The sequence below is a fragment of the Saccharopolyspora galaxeae genome, assembly GCF_016526145.1.
Classification (GTDB): domain Bacteria; phylum Actinomycetota; class Actinomycetes; order Mycobacteriales; family Pseudonocardiaceae; genus Saccharopolyspora_C; species Saccharopolyspora_C galaxeae.
On sequence record NZ_JADDUE010000003.1, the window covers coordinates 277,002 to 293,757 of the forward strand.

The 16,756-nt window shown below is 71.3% G+C and carries 13 protein-coding genes; 8 read left to right on the forward strand and 5 right to left on the reverse strand.

Annotated elements, in window-relative coordinates:
- The first annotated feature begins 216 nt into the window (after nucleotides 1-216).
- Nucleotides 217-687 carry an STAS domain-containing protein gene (locus INP57_RS08970; protein ID WP_200069639.1) on the forward strand — a complete coding sequence of 157 codons (471 nt, stop codon included), beginning with the start codon at nucleotides 217-219 and terminating at the stop codon, nucleotides 685-687.
- A 94-nt stretch (nucleotides 688-781) separates the two neighbouring features.
- On the opposite strand, the gene INP57_RS08975 is transcribed toward INP57_RS08970, so the two are convergent.
- Both INP57_RS08975 and INP57_RS08980 read right to left on the reverse strand, forming a co-directional pair.
- On the reverse strand, nucleotides 782-1,147 hold the full coding sequence (locus INP57_RS08975) for a cupin domain-containing protein (protein WP_200069640.1): 366 nt from the start codon (nucleotides 1,145-1,147) through the stop codon (nucleotides 782-784).
- Nucleotides 1,148-1,508: 361 nt separating this feature from the next.
- A complete protein-coding gene (locus INP57_RS08980) occupies nucleotides 1,509-2,507 on the reverse strand; it encodes an aldo/keto reductase (protein WP_200069641.1) in 999 nt (332 codons plus the stop codon).
- 260 nt (nucleotides 2,508-2,767) lie between these two features.
- Here INP57_RS08980 and INP57_RS08985 point away from each other — a divergent pair, with 260 nt between their 5' ends.
- Complete coding sequence (locus tag INP57_RS08985) at nucleotides 2,768-3,397, forward strand: UbiX family flavin prenyltransferase (protein ID WP_200069642.1); 630 nt, start codon at nucleotides 2,768-2,770, stop codon at nucleotides 3,395-3,397.
- A gap of 16 nt (nucleotides 3,398-3,413) precedes the next feature.
- On the opposite strand, the gene INP57_RS30290 is transcribed toward INP57_RS08985, so the two are convergent.
- Nucleotides 3,414-4,319 (reverse strand): bifunctional methylenetetrahydrofolate dehydrogenase/methenyltetrahydrofolate cyclohydrolase, encoded by a 906-nt coding sequence (locus INP57_RS30290; RefSeq protein ID WP_200069643.1) that lies wholly within the window; start codon nucleotides 4,317-4,319, stop codon nucleotides 3,414-3,416.
- A gap of 249 nt (nucleotides 4,320-4,568) precedes the next feature.
- Between INP57_RS30290 and INP57_RS08995 the strand changes: the two genes are divergently transcribed.
- The 4 genes from INP57_RS08995 (at nucleotide 4,569) to INP57_RS09010 (ending at nucleotide 12,062) form a co-directional block, all read left to right on the forward strand.
- The gene (locus INP57_RS08995; RefSeq protein ID WP_200069644.1) at nucleotides 4,569-4,916 is read left to right on the forward strand and encodes a hypothetical protein; all 348 of its coding nucleotides are present in this window, start codon (nucleotides 4,569-4,571) and stop codon (nucleotides 4,914-4,916) included.
- A gap of 75 nt (nucleotides 4,917-4,991) precedes the next feature.
- Entirely contained in the window at nucleotides 4,992-6,047 is a 1,056-nt protein-coding gene (locus tag INP57_RS09000) for an LLM class flavin-dependent oxidoreductase (RefSeq protein ID WP_200069645.1), read from the forward strand.
- A gap of 218 nt (nucleotides 6,048-6,265) precedes the next feature.
- Nucleotides 6,266-10,978 carry a DUF6531 domain-containing protein gene (locus INP57_RS09005; protein ID WP_200069646.1) on the forward strand — a complete coding sequence of 1,571 codons (4,713 nt, stop codon included), beginning with the start codon at nucleotides 6,266-6,268 and terminating at the stop codon, nucleotides 10,976-10,978.
- A gap of 64 nt (nucleotides 10,979-11,042) precedes the next feature.
- The gene (locus INP57_RS09010) at nucleotides 11,043-12,062 is read left to right on the forward strand and encodes a hypothetical protein (RefSeq protein ID WP_200069647.1); all 1,020 of its coding nucleotides are present in this window, start codon (nucleotides 11,043-11,045) and stop codon (nucleotides 12,060-12,062) included.
- A gap of 108 nt (nucleotides 12,063-12,170) precedes the next feature.
- On the opposite strand, the gene INP57_RS09015 is transcribed toward INP57_RS09010, so the two are convergent.
- Nucleotides 12,171-12,875 carry a dienelactone hydrolase family protein gene (locus tag INP57_RS09015; protein WP_200069648.1) on the reverse strand — a complete coding sequence of 235 codons (705 nt, stop codon included), beginning with the start codon at nucleotides 12,873-12,875 and terminating at the stop codon, nucleotides 12,171-12,173.
- A 304-nt stretch (nucleotides 12,876-13,179) separates the two neighbouring features.
- Between INP57_RS09015 and INP57_RS09020 the strand changes: the two genes are divergently transcribed.
- Entirely contained in the window at nucleotides 13,180-13,860 is a 681-nt protein-coding gene (locus tag INP57_RS09020) for a TetR/AcrR family transcriptional regulator (protein ID WP_200069649.1), read from the forward strand.
- 22 nt (nucleotides 13,861-13,882) lie between these two features.
- Nucleotides 13,883-14,746, forward strand: a complete 864-nt coding sequence (locus INP57_RS09025; RefSeq protein ID WP_200069650.1) for an alpha/beta fold hydrolase — start codon at nucleotides 13,883-13,885, stop codon at nucleotides 14,744-14,746.
- Between the two features lie 64 nt (nucleotides 14,747-14,810).
- On the opposite strand, the gene INP57_RS09030 is transcribed toward INP57_RS09025, so the two are convergent.
- The gene (locus INP57_RS09030; protein ID WP_200069651.1) at nucleotides 14,811-16,742 is read right to left on the reverse strand and encodes a YhgE/Pip domain-containing protein; all 1,932 of its coding nucleotides are present in this window, start codon (nucleotides 16,740-16,742) and stop codon (nucleotides 14,811-14,813) included.
- Between the last annotated feature and the right edge of the window lie 14 nt (nucleotides 16,743-16,756).

Below are 16,756 nucleotides of genomic sequence, written 5' to 3' on the forward strand. Positions count from 1 at the left end.
GTTATTCGCGCACCGCACAACCGCGCACGGCCTGCTCGGCAAATTCCCGACCACATCAGCAACTTCCGTCGCTGTCTTCGCAAGGTTGCACCGGCAGGTACCGTGGTCACCGGTTGAGTTCACAGCCGCGCACAGACGGAGAACGCCTAGGGCGCATCTCGGCGCTGTGGCTCACAGCGGCGCCGAGCGTCCTCCGCGATCGATCAGGAGGCGGCAATGCGTGTGGCTCAGAGCCCTCCCTTCCCGGAAGAGACGCACATCGGCGACGTGGACTTCACCGTCCCGGCCGCGCGAGGCATCAGCCCGGTGCCGACTCAGGAACACGCCGAACAGGCATCGGCGCAAGGTCTCAGCATCGACGTCACGCGGCCCGACCCCGGCACGATCGTGCTGTCGGCGCGCGGCGAGATCGACAGCCACACGGTGCAACGGCTGCACGAGCTGATGTGGCACCGGCTCGCCTCGTGCAGCGAAGTCGTGGTGCTGGACCTTTCGGCGATCACGTACTGCAACACCAGCGGACTGCGACTGCTGGAGCAGTGCCGGCTGCGGGCCGAGGAGCGCGACATCTCGTTGCGCGTCGTACCCGACCGCTACGGGCTGCTGGCGCGGCTGCTGGACATCACCGGCACCCGGGAGCGTTTCGCGCTCCGGGCGAACGCGGTGACCGCGGCGCACGCGGAGTGATCCGCAGGCGCGTCGGCGCCGCCCGGCCGCCGACGCGCCTTGCTGTCCACATCGCCACGGCGCGTACCGTCCTGCTCGGACCCGCGGCGGCCGCTCAGACGGCCCAGTCGATCCCGATGTCCCCGTCGCTGACCAGCAGGAACTCGCAGCCCTCCACCGGATCGGCTTGCTCCGGCCCGTAAACGTGCCCGGCGCGGACACCGCGAACCGCATTGGCGCCGACCCAGCCCTCATCGCCGAACCGCAGCGCGCCTTTGACCATGTAGTACGTCGTGTTGAACGGGTGGCTGTGCTCCGGGGCGGCGAACCCGGGCGGGAACCAGGCGTAGAAGACGTTGGGGGCCAGGATCTTGACCTGAGCGGCGTTCTCGCCGCCGGGCAGGTGCGGGTCCTCGTAGGGAACCCAGGGCTCCTCGTCGAGGACTTTCGCCCACACGGCGGGGGCGCTTTCGATACTCATCGGACGGTTCTCCAGTTCGGTACTTCGCGAAAAGCACGAGCGTGCCGCGGACAGTGTGCACGCGTTCTGACCGGGAGATCCACCCGCCCCCTCGGCAATTTTTCGGCATATTCCAGAACGGCTATACCGATCGGATAATGCCGTCGATCGCGACCGGAAAGGCGTGCGAACTGCGAGGATGATCGGCCTGTTCGGCCCAAAGCCGCGAGCGAAACGGCGGCACGACGTCCGGGCGTTCAGCGCAAGGGCGGCGACCGACCGCAGAACCGTTGCGAATCCAGTGCAAGGTCCGGCGCGAAAACGGAACCGAACGATTTCCGGCCGAAAAGCGGGGCGCCGCCGCGACGACGCCCCGCCGGGGTCAACGGCCGATGCTGCCCCGCAGTCCACTCGCGTACCGCTCCCCCGCGGTCGATCCGGGCGGGAAGATCCCGGAGAGCTCGGCGACCAGGTCCGCGGGCGGTTCCAGCCGGGCGGCCTCGATGTTCCCGTCCAGATTGGACACCCGCCGGGTGCCCGGGATCGGCACGATGTCCTCGCCCTGCGCCAGCAGCCATGCCAGCGCCAGCGCCGCGGGCGTGGTGCCCAGCTCGTCGGCGCGCTCCCGCAACCGGTCGACCCTGGTGAGGTTCTCGCGCAGCGCCTCTTCCTCGAACCGCGGATAGCGCTGCTGGCGCGCGGAGAGGTTCTCCACGTCATCAGCGCTGCGGATCGACCCGCCGAGCACGCCGCGTCCCAGCGGCGAATACGCCACCACGCCCACGCCGAGCTCCCGCGCGGCCGGCAGCAGCTCGGCCTCCACGTCGCGGGTGAACAGCGAGTACTCCTCCTGCGTCACCGCGATCGGATGCACGGCGTGCGCCCGCCGCAACGTCTCCGCGCTGACCTCGGAGAGCCCGATGTGGCGGGCCTTGCCCTGCGCGACGATGTCGGCCAACGCGCCGACGCTGTCCTCGATCGGTGTGCTCGGGTCGACCCGGTGCAGGTAGTACACGTCGACGTGGTCGGTGCCCAGGCGCTTGAGGCTGGCGTCGATCGCCTCCCGGATCCGATCCGGGTGGCCGAGCCCTTCGGCACCTCCGCCGCCGGTCTTGGTGGCCAGCACCACCCGCTCCCGCAGACCGCCGGACAGCGCCTGGCCGAGCAGCATCTCGTTGTGCCCGCGGCCGTAGACGTCGGCGGTGTCGATGTGCGTGATGCCCGCGTCCACGAGGTGCCGGATCAGCCGCTTCGACTCGGTGTCGTCGGCCTCGCCGTAGACCCCGGACAGCCCCATCGCGCCGTAGCCCAGCGCGCTGACCGCCGGACCGCGGGAGCCGAGGCGGTGCTGCGGGATCTCGTCCCGCCGAGCCAGAGACATCAGTTGGTCACCTTCCTGTTCGCCGTCGCCCGCACCGCCCGGCGCGGGTCGCTCTCCCAGCACAACACCGCGCGGGCCGTCCGGCTTCCAAGCCCTGGTCCGGCACTTCTCGGATGCCGGGAAATCCGCCTGGAGCCCCCGTGCGGCGAGCCACGCCCGCCGGTCCCGCGAACCGCGCGTTGCGTCCACCGCATCCGGCAGCCCCGACCGGCAGCCCGCAAACTCGCCGGTGCAGCGAGGACTTCGTGCGAGGAGGGCCGATGGCGCAACGACAGCGGATGATCATGGCGGTGACCGGAGCGGGCGGCACCCGGGTGGCGCGGCGCGTGCTGTCCGCGCTGGACCGCGACGAGCGGGTCGAACACGTGGACCTCATGGTCTCGCCGTCGGGCCGCAAGCTGGTGGCGCACGAGTTCGGCGGCACCGACGGCGACGATCCGGCGCGCCTGCTGCTCGGCGGCGACTCCGCCAAGGTCCGCGCCCTGGACCCGGACGACCTCGCGGGCGCACCGACCTCGGGCAGCTACCCGTCCACCAGCATGATCGTGCTCCCGGCCGCGCTGGGCGTGGTCGGCCGGATCGCGCAGGGCCAGGCGAACACGTTGATCGAGCGGGCCGCGGACGTGTGCCTGAAGGAACGGCGCTCGCTGGTGCTGTGCGTGCGGGAAACACCGTTCAACCTGATCCACCTGCGGAACATGACGCAGGTGACCGAGGCCGGTGCCGTCGTGTACCCGATGATCCCGACCTACTACAACGCGCCGCAGAGCGTCGAGCAGCTGCAGGAGGAGTTCACCGCGCGGCTGCTGGGATTCCTCGGCCTCGACCAGACCGACTACTACGCGTGGAGCGGCGACGACACTCCCGCCCACCAGGACCGCGCTCGCTAGCGCGGCGGCTTCGCCCTCAGCCGTTCCAGTTGCGGTAGAGGCGCACGGCGTTGCGCAGCGCCATCGTCACCGTCATCGGGCCGATCCTGGGAGCGAAGACTTCGGCGGCTTCGCCGATGTCGTCGGTGAAGTTCTTCATCGTGGAGAAGTTCACGCAGGTAGCGCCCGGCTTGATCTCGCCGGGCCCGACCAGCGGGAATTCCCGCGACGGCACGCCGGTCACGACCACGTCGGCCTGCGCCAGCGCCGCGGCGCGGTCGATGTCGGTGGCGCGGACCTCGGAGGTGCCCCGGTCCTTCGGCGGCAGGTACGACAGCGCGCCGTCGATGTCGAACGAGGTGACCTCGGCGCCGTCGTTGGCCATCATCGCCGCCAGCGGCTGGCCCACGATCTCGCTGCGGTTGAACACGCAGGCCCGCAGGCCGCTGAGCGGCTCGGGCGAGCCGGGCCGGGTCACCCCGGCCTCCTCCAGCAGCTTCAGCACGGCCAGCGGGGTGCACGGCAGCACCGCCCGCTTGGTGTGGCCGGTGTCGATGTAGCGGCGGTTCTCGTAGAGGCAGCGGCTCCAGAACGAGTGCAGCCCCTCGACGTCCTTGCGCGGGTCGACGAGTTCCCGCAGCCACCGGTCCTGCGCGAGCCCTTGGATCGGGTAGTAGATGAAGATCCCGTGCACCCGCGGGTCGCTGCCCGCCTCGTGCACGGCGCGCTCGATCTGCTCGGGAGGCAGCACGCGCTCCTCGAAGTGGATTCCGACCTGTTCGCAGCCGCGCCGGGTGTATTCGGCGTAGGTCTGGGTCGGACCCTCGCCTTCGACGCGGAAACCGGCCAGGCTCAGCGGTTCCGGGAGCGCGGCGACCTCGGCGCGGATCTGCGCGCGGTAGTTCTTGGCGAGGGCGCTGGGGTCAAGGACTCGAGCGGACACGGTTGTTCTCTAGCACAGCGGCCGCGCTCCTGCGATGCCGCCCCTGCCCGTTCAGCGGCCGTGCGCGGCGCTGTGACCTCGGATTCCGGAACGGGCGCCCGCGTCCAACCGGAACGCGTCGGTACCGGTGTGTCGGACATCAAGCGAGCCGCCCGAGTGCGCGATCAACACCCGATCCAGCGATGCGGGCGCCCGCCGAAGCGGTCGATGATCTTGCGGTAGCTGAAGTCGATCAACGAGAAGGCGCCGATGCGACTCCGACTCGGACCTCCACTGTGGACGATCGCGGCGGCGGCCGCCGCGCTCCCGCTGGGCACCGGCAACGCCGCCGCGGACCCGCTGCTCGAAGTGCGCGACGTCAAGGGCGTCGACCTCGGGCACGTCGAGGAGGGCATCGCCCGCGACGTGGCGCGCGACCTCGCCCGGGACCTGGCGCGGGACCTGGCCCGGGATCTCGCGCGGGACCTGGCCCGCGATCTCGGCCGGGACCTGGCCAAGGACACCGCCCGCGACCTGGCGCGCGATGCGGCCAAGGACCTCGGCCGGGACCACGAGCTCGTCCGGCGAACCGTCGGAAAGGTCGTCGACCACGTCTGAACGCTCGGCAGGCCGCAGCGCTCACGTGTTGGGACGGTCTGGCCGAACCGCACCTGCGGCTGGTGACCTTCCGGCATGTCCGCACAACTCCGGTTCGGCGTCTGGGCGCTGGTCTACGGCAACTGGGCCTCGTTCCACCACCCCGAAGACCCCGTCGACGCCTCGTGGGAACGCAACCGGCGGCAGATCCTGCAAGCCGAGGAACTCGGCTACGACAGCACGCTGCTCGCCCAGCACGTGATCAACCCGTTCGGCGAGCAGTACGACCAGCTCGACACCTGGACCGCCGCCGCGGCACTCGCCGCGCTCACCGAGCGCATCGAGATCATCGCCGCGATCAAGCCGTACCTCTACCACCCGGTGGTGCTGGCCAAGCAGGCCTTGCAGATCGAGGAGATCAGCCGCGGGCGGTTCGGCATCAACCTGGTCAACGCATGGTTCAAACCCGAGCTGGAACGCGCGGGCATCGGATTCGCCGAGCACGACGAGCGCTACGCCTACGGCACCGAATGGCTGCGGGTGGTGCGCGGGCTGCTGGCCGGTGAGCGGGTCAGCTTCCGCGGCGAGCACTTCCACATCGACGACTACCAGCTCAAACCGGCCAGCGGGCACCGCGACCGGCCTGCCGTCTACGTCGGCGGTGAGTCGGACCCGGCGCGGGCGCTGGCCGCGGATCTCGCCGACACCTGGTTCATCAACGGCCAGCCGCAGCAGGACGTGCGCGCGCTGATCGACGACGTCGCCTCCCGCCCGCGCGAGGGCGACCCGCTGCGGTACGCGCTGTCGGCGTTCGTCATCGCCCGCGAAACCGATGCCGAAGCGCAGGAAGTGCTGGCCTACCAATGGGAATTGGCCGAACAGGGCAAGCGGGCGTGGGACGGGCTGGTCGCCAACGCGGACCCGAAGGCGGTCATGTTCCACACCTTCGCCAAGCATCCGCACATCGGCACCAACGGCGGCACCGCGGCCGGTCTGGTCGGCAGCTACGACGCGGTGGCCGAGCGGATCCTGCAGTTCCGCCGGCTCGGCATCGGCACGCTCATGCTGCAGTTCCAGCCGTTCGAGTCCGAACAGCGCCGGTTCGCGCACGAAGTCATCCCGCGCTACCGGCGGCTGGAGGGAGCCGGTTGACCGGCGCGTCCGTCCACTTCGGACTTCGCGGTCCTGGCGTCGGTCCGGCGGCGAACGAACCGTTCGCCCGGTACTCGGCCCACCGCGGCCGGATGCATCCGCAGCGACGCGGCCGCGAAGCCGCATTCCAGCGTCCATCCGGATGAACGACCTTGTGACCGCGCTGCGCTGATCACTAGCGTGATGCCCCTCTCGCAGGTGGTGGATGGGGGTCACACATGACGAGCGCGGAACCCTTTCCGAATCGGCCGATCCGGGAACTTCTGGGCCGCGTTCCCGGATATTCGTTCGCCGGGGACGGCGTGCACACCGCGGTGGGCAACCACACCCGCACCGCGCTCGACCTGCCGATGCCGAGTCCGCTGCCGAGCTGGGCGAGGACCTACAACTCGCGCGGACCCGGCTCCGGCCGGCTCGGACGCGGTTGGACGTCCACAATGGACGCAAGGCTGGATTTCGAGTCGTCCGAAGGAATCGTGCTGCACCACTCGGACGGTCGCGCGCTGACCTTCCCGCACCGTCCGGACGGCACCCACGGGCGCGCGACCGACCTGCCCGCCGAGCTGCGCGAGCAGGCCGAGTCCTGGCAACTGCACTTCTTCAGCGGCGAGGTCTGGGAGTTCGACGCCGCCGGGCGGATGCGTTCTCGCGCCGCCCGCGGGCAACGAGTGGACTGCGAATATGATTCGGCCGGGCTGCTGATCTCCGCGGTGCACTCGGCCGGATTCCGGTTGGAGTTGTCCTACGGCGCGGGCGGCCTGCTGCGCCGGATCGTCGCCGACGACGGCCGCGCGGTGCATTACGAGTACGGGACCGCGGGCGTCGCGGACGCAGCATCGCCGGACATCCCGGTGTTGAGCTCGGCCACCACCCCCGGCACCGGCGCGACGAGGTACGACAGCACTCCGGCCGGGCTGCTCGCGCGGGTCACCGACGCCGACGGCGTGGTGCTGGTGCGCAACGACTTCGCGGACGTGGCCTCGGGAGACCCCGCCGACGGCCGAGTGGTGCAGCAGGTTCTCGCGGGCGAGGTCGAAGTCCGCTTCTCCTACGACGACGCGAACCGCACGACCGCGGTGCACGGCCCGACCGGGGCCCGGACCGAGTTCGGCCACGCCCCGGACGGCCGCCCCGTGCGTGTCACCGATGCGCTCGGAGGCACGACTTCGCTGCGCCGCGACGAGGACGGCCGACTCGTCGAGGGCAGCACCGCGGGCGGCACCGCGTTCGCACAGCACTACGACGAAGCGGGCGACCTGGTCACCGAAACGTTCGGGGACGCCACCACGAGCTGGACCCACGACGAGGCACACCGGATCACGAGCGTCACCGACCCGGCAGGCCTGCGCACCCTGTTCACCTACCACGGCGACGAGCGGATCCCTGCCACGATCAGCGACCCGTCCGGCGGCATCACGCACCAGGTCGTGCAGGACGGGAAAGTCCTCCGCACGCGGCGCCCCGCCGGCGGGATCTGGTGGTACGAGCACGACGACCGCGGCAACCTCGTCACCGCCACCGCACCGGACGGCGCGAACACCCGCTACGAGCACGATGCGGCAGGCAGGCGCGTCGCCGAGACGAACGCCCTCGGTGAGCGGATCGAGTACCGGTACGACGACGCCGGACGGCTGGTCGGCACCACCGGCCGGGACGGCATCGTGCGGCAGCGGCGGTATTCCGCGGCGGGCAGGCTGCTGAGCACGAGCGATCAGGAAGGCACGCGCAGCAGTCGCGAGTACGACGCGGCGGGCCGGTTGGCCACGACCACCGGCCCGCTCGGCACGAGCACCCGCTACGGCTACGACCGGGCGGGAAACCTCGCAACGGTCACCGGACCCGCCGGTGAGCAGGTCACGCTCGCGCACGACGAGCTGAACCGGATCACCGCCGTGACCGACGCGGTGGGCGCCACCACCCGCTACGAGTACGACGCCGAGGGCAACAACACCAGCGTCAGCTCACCGGCGGGCACGATGCGCAAGGAGTTCGACCAGCGCGGCAACGCGGTCGTGGAAACCGACCCCGGCGGAGCCGTCACCACCGTCGACTACGACGCGCTGGACCGTCCCGTCGCCGTGACGGACCCGGCCGGAGCGACCTGGCGCACGCAGTACGACGACACCGCCGGGGTCGTCACCGAGACCGGCCCGGACGGCGCGGTCGCGATGCGGCGCCACGGCCCGGACGGGCGGACTTCGGTGCGCATCGATCCGCTGGGCAGGCGCACCGAATACCACTACGACGACAACGGCCGGATCACCGCGATCACCGATCCGGAGGGCGGGCGGACCCGGTTCGAGCACGACGCCGCGGGACGGACGACGGCGGTGCGCACCCCGGCCGGCCTGGTCACCCGCTTCCGGTACGAACACGGGCGGCTCGCCGCCGTGGTGGACCCGCGCGGCTGGATCACCCGGTACCGCTACGACTCGCGGGGCAGGCGCACCGAAGTGATCAACCCGAGCGGGATGCGCACCCGGTTCGGTTACGACGCCGCCGGGCGCCTGGTGAGCCGCACCGACGCACGCGGCGGCACCACCCGCCACCACTACGACGAACTCGGCAACCTCACCGAGCTCGTCGACGCGAAAGGGGTCAGCACCCGGTTCACCCACGACGCCGCGGGCAGGCGGACATCGGTGACCGACCCGCTCGGGCGCACCACCCGCCGCGAGTACGACGCGGCGGGGAACCTGGCCACGCTGATCGAACCTTCGGGGCTGCGGCAGCACTTCGAGTACGACGCACGCGGCAACCTGCTGCGCCGCCACGGCGAAGACGGCGCCGAAGTGCGCTACACCTACGACGCGGCGGGCCGCCGCAAGAGCATGTCCGACAGCACCGGAACGACCGGCTACGACTACGACACGGCCGGACGGTTGCGCACCGTCACGTTCCCGGACGAAGGCCGCCTGGTCGCCGATTACGACGCAGCGGGCCAGCGCACCACCTTGCACTATCCGGATGGTGCGGCGGCGCACTACCGCTACGACGGCAACGGCAGACTCGTCGGCCTGCGCGACTCCGACGCCGGAGAAGCCGTCTACGCCGTGGACCCGGACGGGCGGCTGGTGACCGAGCAGCTGCCCGGCGGCTGGTCGCGGCGCTACCGCTACGAAGGCGGGCTGCTGGCGGAGTTCGCCGAGAACCGGGCGAACGTACCGGCGATCCGCACCGAACTTTCGCACGACGCCGACGGGCGGATCACCGGCCAGGTCGATCACGTCGGCGCGGACGCCACCGGTGCGGAAGAGGTGCTGCGGCACGCCTTCGGCTACGACCCGGGCGGCCAGCTGGTCTCGATCAGCTCGCGCACGGCGGACGGTTCCGCGGACACCCGCATCGCCTACGACATCGCGGGGAACAGGACCGCGGTGGTCCGCGAGGGTGCGCGGACCGGTTACCTCTACGACGCGGCGGATCAGCTCGTCGCCGTCGAGCAGGAAGGCAGGCGGATCGCCTACCGCTACGATCCGGCAGGCCGGTTGCTCGAACAGCACGACGGCGACCGCCGACAGGTCATCGACTACGACGGCCTCGGCCTCCCGCGGGTATCGACGCGCACCACCGCGTGGTCGTCGGAGCGAACCGAGCTGCGCTACAACGGCGACGGCCTGCTCACCGAGCTGGAGTCGCGCATCGGCGACGACGCGGCGCCGACCTCGGTCGACTACCGCTGGAGCGTGGGAGACCGGCTGCCGCAGATCCTTGATCAACGGGTCCGGACGGATGCCCGGCAGGACGACTCCTCACCGGTCGGCGGACGGCTGGCCGGCGCCCGATTCACCTATGGCCAAGGCCGGGCTTTCGCCACCACCGCGCAGAATTCGGTCGTGTTCGCCCGGGACGCCTTCGGCTCCACCGTCCGCACCGAGCAGACCCGGCCGTGGGCGCAGGCCGAGCGCTACGGGGCGTTCGGGGCGCTCGAGGCCGAACCGGACCGCGCGCCGCTGTCCGCCCCGGAGATTCCCAGGTTCGGCTACCGCGGCGAACTGTCGCTGGCCTCCGACGTCTACCTGCGCGCCCGCTTCCTCGACGGCGCGGTGGGCCGGTTCCACGCCCCGGACCCGGTCGCGCTGATCGGGGCGAGCAGCCAGGCCAACAACCGCTACCAGTACGCGGAAAACGATCCGTTGAACCGCACCGACCCGACCGGGGCGTGGGCGGTCGCCGACGCGCGCGGCGGGCTGCTGGCGCAACTTGCCGCCACGGGCATCGGAGGATGCGGCAACTGCTCGGGCGATCCGGGCAACGGTTTGGAACGGCACTGGAAGTGCTTCCAAGACCAGGCTTGTTTCCGCGTCCGCGGCTACCGGTTGACCGAGGACGCGCTCGACGCGGATCCGGACACGCTCAAGGACCTCTACTACAGCCGCAGGCCCGAGCGCGCAGCCCAGGCTTTGACGATCAACAAGCTCAACGCGGAACGGGCCGGCGGGTGGGATTCGTTCTGGGGCGGCGTGTTGGACTACACGCCGGTCAGCGAGCGGGTCGACTGGGAAGTCGGCCCGCGCGGGACGAACCGGTTCCGCGTCGACATCACCACCGAGGAACGCGACATCTTCGAGGTCAAACGCTGGGCGGGGCCGGCCACCGCGGTGGAGGTGACCGGGCAGCTGAACGGCTACGTGCTCAGCGCGGGCTACTGGGGCGTCGATTTCGAGCCCAGCGACGAGCTGACCGAGTGGGCCTCCGGCTTCGACGTGACCACCGGGTTCTTCTCGTACTTCGAGACGCCGTGGACCAATGACACCGTTTTCGTGTGGGGCCTGGGCAATCCGGACGGGCACATCTACTTCGCCGAGAACGACCGGGCGAGCGACGACGTGCAGTCGAAGGCCTACAGCGAAGGCGGGCCGCTGACCGAGCTGCCCGAACCCGTCATCCCGATCCCGATCCGTCCTGTTCCGGTGCCGGTCGTGCCGTGACGGCTACGGTGTCCGTTGCCCGTTCGGCCGGTTGCCCGTTCGGCCATCGCACTGAGGGGACGGCATGACGATCGACATCCGGCGCGGTACCGCGCAGCTGTTGCGGGGCGACCCAACGGTCACGCTGCTCGTGCGCACGTCCACCGGCCCGGAGGTCACGCGGGCGCTGCGGGCGGCGTGCGCGGATCTGCGCGAGCTGGGAACTTCGGGCGGCGACGAGCCGGAGGGCCCGAAGTACGTCTCCGAGCCGATGCGCTCCCCCATCGGCTCGCTGATCATGGTGGACTTCGGCGAGGACCTGCCGCTGAGCGAACGGGAACGGACGCCGGACCTGCTCGCGCACCGGCTGGACGAGCACGGCGTGACCGACGCCGAGATCGGTCCCGCCCCGGCCATCGGAGACCGCTACACGGCGCTGGACGCGTTTTCCCCGATCGCGCGCGGCTGGCTGCGTGGCCGTGCGGGCCCGGATTCCCCGCGAGTGGCCGACCGGCCCGGTGCCGAGGTCGTCGACCTGGCGTTGCGCTGGTTGCCGAGCGACCAGGACGAACATCAGCTGCTGGGCGTGTTCGGCTCCGCCGAGGTCGAACTGGCGAGGCAGGACCTGGCCGCTGCGGTCGAGGCGAAATTGCGGACCGACGGCGGGATGACGCTGCTGTCGACCGACTTCAGCACCGGTGGTTTCGCGGTCGGGATGGGCGATTTCTTCCGGCACGGCGCGACGATCGGGGCGGCGGGGCCCGCCGTCGACGTGCCCGAAGCGTTGCGGGCGCAGCGCGAGCTGATCCGCGCGGGCAGCGGTGCATTGGCGTGGGGCTGCGCGGGGATCGCCGAGCGGGATCGGCTGTTCCCGTACGCGCATCCGCACCAGGCGTCCGCGAAGGTCCGGCCGACCCGGCCGTTGTGGTACCAGCTGCTGTCCGAGGAACTGCTCGCTGCGCTCGGAGGCCCGCCGGAAGGCAGCAGGATGCTGCCGGACGGCCGGGTGGAGCTCACCATCGGCGAACCCGAGCAGTGGCTGCCCGGGCATCCGGATGGCGCGGCGATGCTGCGGCGGGCGCGCGAGCTGCTCAGCCCGGGGTGATCGGTTCTTCGGAGGTCGCGCTGGCGCACCCGGCATCATCTCTGCTCGCCGCGTACAGCACCGCGACCGGAGGCTGCTGCGGCGTGCGGCGGGCCGAGTTGATCCCGCTCAGCTCAGGTGCTCGGCGAAGAAGTTCCGCACCCGCTGCCAGGCGTCCTCGGACGACTCGTGGTGGTAACCGAAGCCCAGCACCCGGGTCAGCGGCCCGAACGGGCCGACCGGCAGCTGGTTGGCGAAGCTGTGCCCGGCTTCCGGGTACTCCTTGACGTCGTGCGGCACGCCCAGCTCGGTCAGCTGCGAATCCAGCTTGTCCGCGGCACCGCGCAGCGTCGGGTCCTTGCCGCCGAAGCTGGCCACCACAGGGCAAGACCCGGCCAGCACCTCGGCGTCCGAAGGCACCTGCCCGTAGTACGGCGCCGCGGCCTGGAACCCGCGCGGCGCGGCCAGCAGCGCGAAGCCACCACCCATGCAGAACCCGGCGACGCCGACCGCGCCGGTGCAGTCGGACCGGCTCGCGAGCAGCTCGCGAGCCGCTTCGATGTCCTCGAACGCCCGGCCGCTGCCCTTGCTGAGCTGGCCGAAGACCGAGCGCACGCAGCGCGCGAAACCGCCTCGGCTGTAGAGGTCCGGCGCGATCGCGAGGTATCCGGCGGAGGCGAACCGGTCGGTGATGTTCTTGGTGTCCTGGTTCAGCCCGAAAGCGTCGTGCACGACCACCACGCCGGGCCACGGCGCTGCACCGGAGATCGACGGATACGGCACGGACAGGTGGCCTTCGAGCCTGCCGTCCGCGGTGGGGATCTGCTCAGTCATGGCACCGAACCTCGATGGTCGTCCAGCTGTGGTGTGCGTGGCGGGGCCGCGGGACCTTCCCGGCCGCTTCCGGCGCACCGGTCCGGGTACGGCCACGCGCGAGCGTCGTGCCCGGCCCGCGCCGCTGGGCATCACCGCGTGCGCCCAGGCGATGCCTTGCGGCGCAACGGCTCCGCCGAGCAGACCCTACTAGGCGTAGGGCGAAGTTTCGGGCCTGCCGCACGCCGACCTCGTATCGACGCGCCCTTGCGCCGTAGTGACCGAAACATGCATATTGGTCATTACCGTTCGGGAGGAGGACCCGTTGCCCAGACCGCTGATCCCGCACCGCGCCTCGGTCATCCTCGACCGCGCCGAGGAGCTGTTCTGCGCGAACGGCTACGACCGCACGAGCATCGCGGAGATCTCGGCGCGATCCGGCATCGCCAAGGGCGCGGTGTACCGGGAATTCCCGAGCAAGGGCGCGGTGCTGGACGCACTGCTGGTGCGCAACTCGCAGCGGATGCTCGCCGAAGTGCGCGCCGGGGTCGAAGGCAGCAGCGGACCGGTGGGGCTGGCCGCGGCATACCGGTTCGGCATCCGCGCGCTGCTCCGGGACCCGCTAGCGCGCGCATTCCTGCAAGCCGACACGGACGTGCTCGGCAGCTACATCCGCGACCGCACGGACGACCGCTACGCAGCGCGCGTCGCGTGGGTCACGCGCTACCTCGACGAGTTGCAGCGCGCCGGGGCCGTTCGCGGCGACGTCGACCCGGAGGACGTCTCGATCGCCCTCAGCGCGCTCACCGTCGGCGTGTTCTCCATCGGCCCGCTGGTGGGCGGGCTCAGCGACGATCGGCTGGAACCCGTCCTGGACGTGATCACCGACATGGTCGAAAGCGGGTTGGATCGGACCGCGGCCGCGCGCGACGACGGGGCGACCCGCCGGGCGCAGCTGCACCTGCTCGATCGCGTGCAGGAGCAACTTGGGAGTCCGGCGGAATGATCCGCGGTGAACGGGGGACCTGATGCACCGGAGCACCTTCATCGACCTTCCCGAGGGCAGCCTGCGCGTGCTCAGCGCCGGGCAGAGCGGTAGTCCGGTCCTGCTGCTCAGCGGCGCCGGGCTGGACAACGCGCTGCTGAGCTGGCGGCACCTCATTCCCGCGCTCGCGACCCAGCACCGGGTCTTCGCCCTGGACTGGCCCAAGCAGGGCGCGAGCAGGCCGTGGCGCGGACCCGCCGACCACGACGTGATGCTGCGCTGCATCGGCGCCGTGCTCGACCACTTCGGACTCGACGACGCGAGTCTGGTCGGACTGTCCCAGGGCGGGGCGCTGACGCTGGCCTACGCCATCGAGCACCCGGAGCGGGTGCGGCGGCTGGTCGCGCTGGCACCGGGCGGTGTCCTGTCGTTCCCGCCCGGTCTGCACCAGCTGCTGTGGTTGACCGCCAAGCTGGCCCCGCTCACGTCCCGCCTGTCCGGCCTGCTGTTCCGGCACCGGGCGATGGTCGCCTGGTTCGCCAGGCGGGCGCTGTTCGCCGGGCCGGTCGCCGACTTCGACGACGTGGTCACCGAGATCCACCGGGAAGTGCTGGCCAACGGCGCCGGCGCCTCGGATTGGCAGAACGCCTCGATCGGCCTGCGCGCGATGAACGTGGACCTGCGCGACCGCCTGCCCGAGATCCGCTGCCCGGCGCTGTTCATCCAGGGCGACCGCGACGTCGGGGTGAAACCGGAGCACACCGCCGCAGCAGCCCGGCGGGTCCCGGGCGCGCGCCTGGAGGTGCTGCCCGGCAACGGGCACTGGTCGGCACGCCAGTCACCGGCCCGCGTCAACTCGCTGATCGCGGAGTTCCTGACGCCGTCCGCTGCGCAGCCGCCGCGCTGAGCCGCGCGAGGCGTCCACATCGGAAGGAAACGGGCCGGCCGGTGGTCCCGGCCGGCCCGCTCGGTCATGCCATGCCGCGGCGGAAGGTGTAGGCCGGGCGGAACTGGGTGGCGCGGACCGTCCGGCCGCGCTCGACGGCCAGGTAAGTCACCACCAGTCCGGCCAGCCCCCACACGACCAGCACCGCGATCGAGCCGCCGCCGACGGTGCCGCCGCCGGTGAGCGCCCGCAGCGCGTCCTGCGCCGGACCGACCGGCAGCGCCGCGGAGATCTGCCCGAGCACGCCGGGCACCGCCGAGATGAAGCCGTTCGCCAGCACGACCAGCCCCACCAGCAATCCGACGAACCGCCCGATGTTGCCGAACGCGGCCGCGAGTCCCTGGTTGACCGCGGTGAACGCGACCGCCGTCAGCGCCAGCAACCCGGCGCAACCGAACCACTGCCCCACCGAGAGATCCCCGGCGATGCCGACGACCACGCTCACCAGCAGCCCCTGCACCACCGCGAGCGCGGCGGGCGATCGGGCCTGGTCCAGAGCCAGCCGGAACGACGAGCGGGTCGATTCCAGCGTCCGCTCCGGCTTCGGGCGCAGCACCAGGAACGTGATCACCGCGCCTGCCCACAGCGCCAGCACCGCGTACAGCGCCAGGCCGGACGAGCCGAAGCCGATGGAGGTGCCTTCCGCGGTCGTGACCGGGTTCGCCACCGCCTTCGCCAGCTTGTCGCGGTCCCCGTCCGGGTACTTCGGCAGCTTCTCGACCGCCTCGCCCAGGCCGTCGGACAGCTGCCCGGTGCCGTCGCCGAGCTGCCGTGCGCCGTCGGCGAGGCCGCGGGTGCCGCCCGCGAGCTGGTCGGCGCCGTCGGCGAGCTGACCGGCACCGCCGCTGGTCTGCGACAGCCCGCCGGCGAGCTGCCCCATTCCGCCGTTGAGCTGCTCGGCGCCTCCGGCGAGCTGGCCGAGACCGCCGGTGAGCGCGGGCAGCCCGCCGGAAAGCTGCTCCAGCCCACCGGAAACACCGGTGCTGGCCTGCTGCAGCTGTCCGCCGCCCTCGGACAGCGCCTTCGCCGTCGCGGCCTGCACCGCCAGCTTGTTGCACATCGGCACCACACCGGGCGGGCACTCCTTGGACATCTCGCCCAGTTCCTTGGCCATGCCCTGCAGCCCGGTGTTGAGCTGCTGCACGCCCTGGGATTCCTTCGCGGAGACATCGGCCAGCGTGCCGACCTGGTCGGGCAGCTGCGCGGTCTGCTGCTGGATCTGCTGCAACCCGCCGGTCAACGCGTTCATGCCCTGCGCGAGCTGACCAGCGCCGTTGTCCAGCGCGCCGAGCCCGCCCGCGAGCTGCCGCGTGCCGTCCGCCAGCTGACCTGCACCACCGGAGAGCTGATCGGTGCCGCCCGCGAGCTGGTCGGCGCCGTCGGCCAGCTGCGTCGCGCCCTTCGAGGCTTCGCCGAGCTGGTCGTTGAGGGTGTTGAACCCGACGTAGATGTTGTCCAGGTAGGTGGTGGTCAACTGCTGGCCGAGCAGGTTCGCGGCGGTGTCGGTCACCGTCTTGCTGATCGCCTCGTCGGCCAGCCGGCTGCGGTCGCCGGTGTCGACGTCGACGGTGGCGCGCTTGGCCTGCGCCGGATCGCCGGAGAACGAGGTGGCGGCCTGGGAGAAGTTCTTCGGGATCGTCACGACCGCCGAGTAGGTGCCGTCCTCCAGTCCTTCCCGCGCGGTCTCCGGAGTGGCGAACTCCCAGGTGTAATTGCTCTTGATCTCACCGCCGACCAGCTTCGCGGACAGCTGCCTGCCCAGCGGGGTGAGCTGGCCGTTGATCTCGACCGGCTCGTCGGTGTTCACCACCGCGGCCTTGACGTCCTTGAGCCGGTCCTGCGGTTTGCCCAGCGACCAGGTCAGCAGGCCCGCGATGGCCAGCGGCACCAGCAGCAGGCCGAGCAGCGGCAGCCAGCGGACCCGGAACCGGGACCGCTCCTTCAGCGACGGACTCACAGTGAATTCCTCTG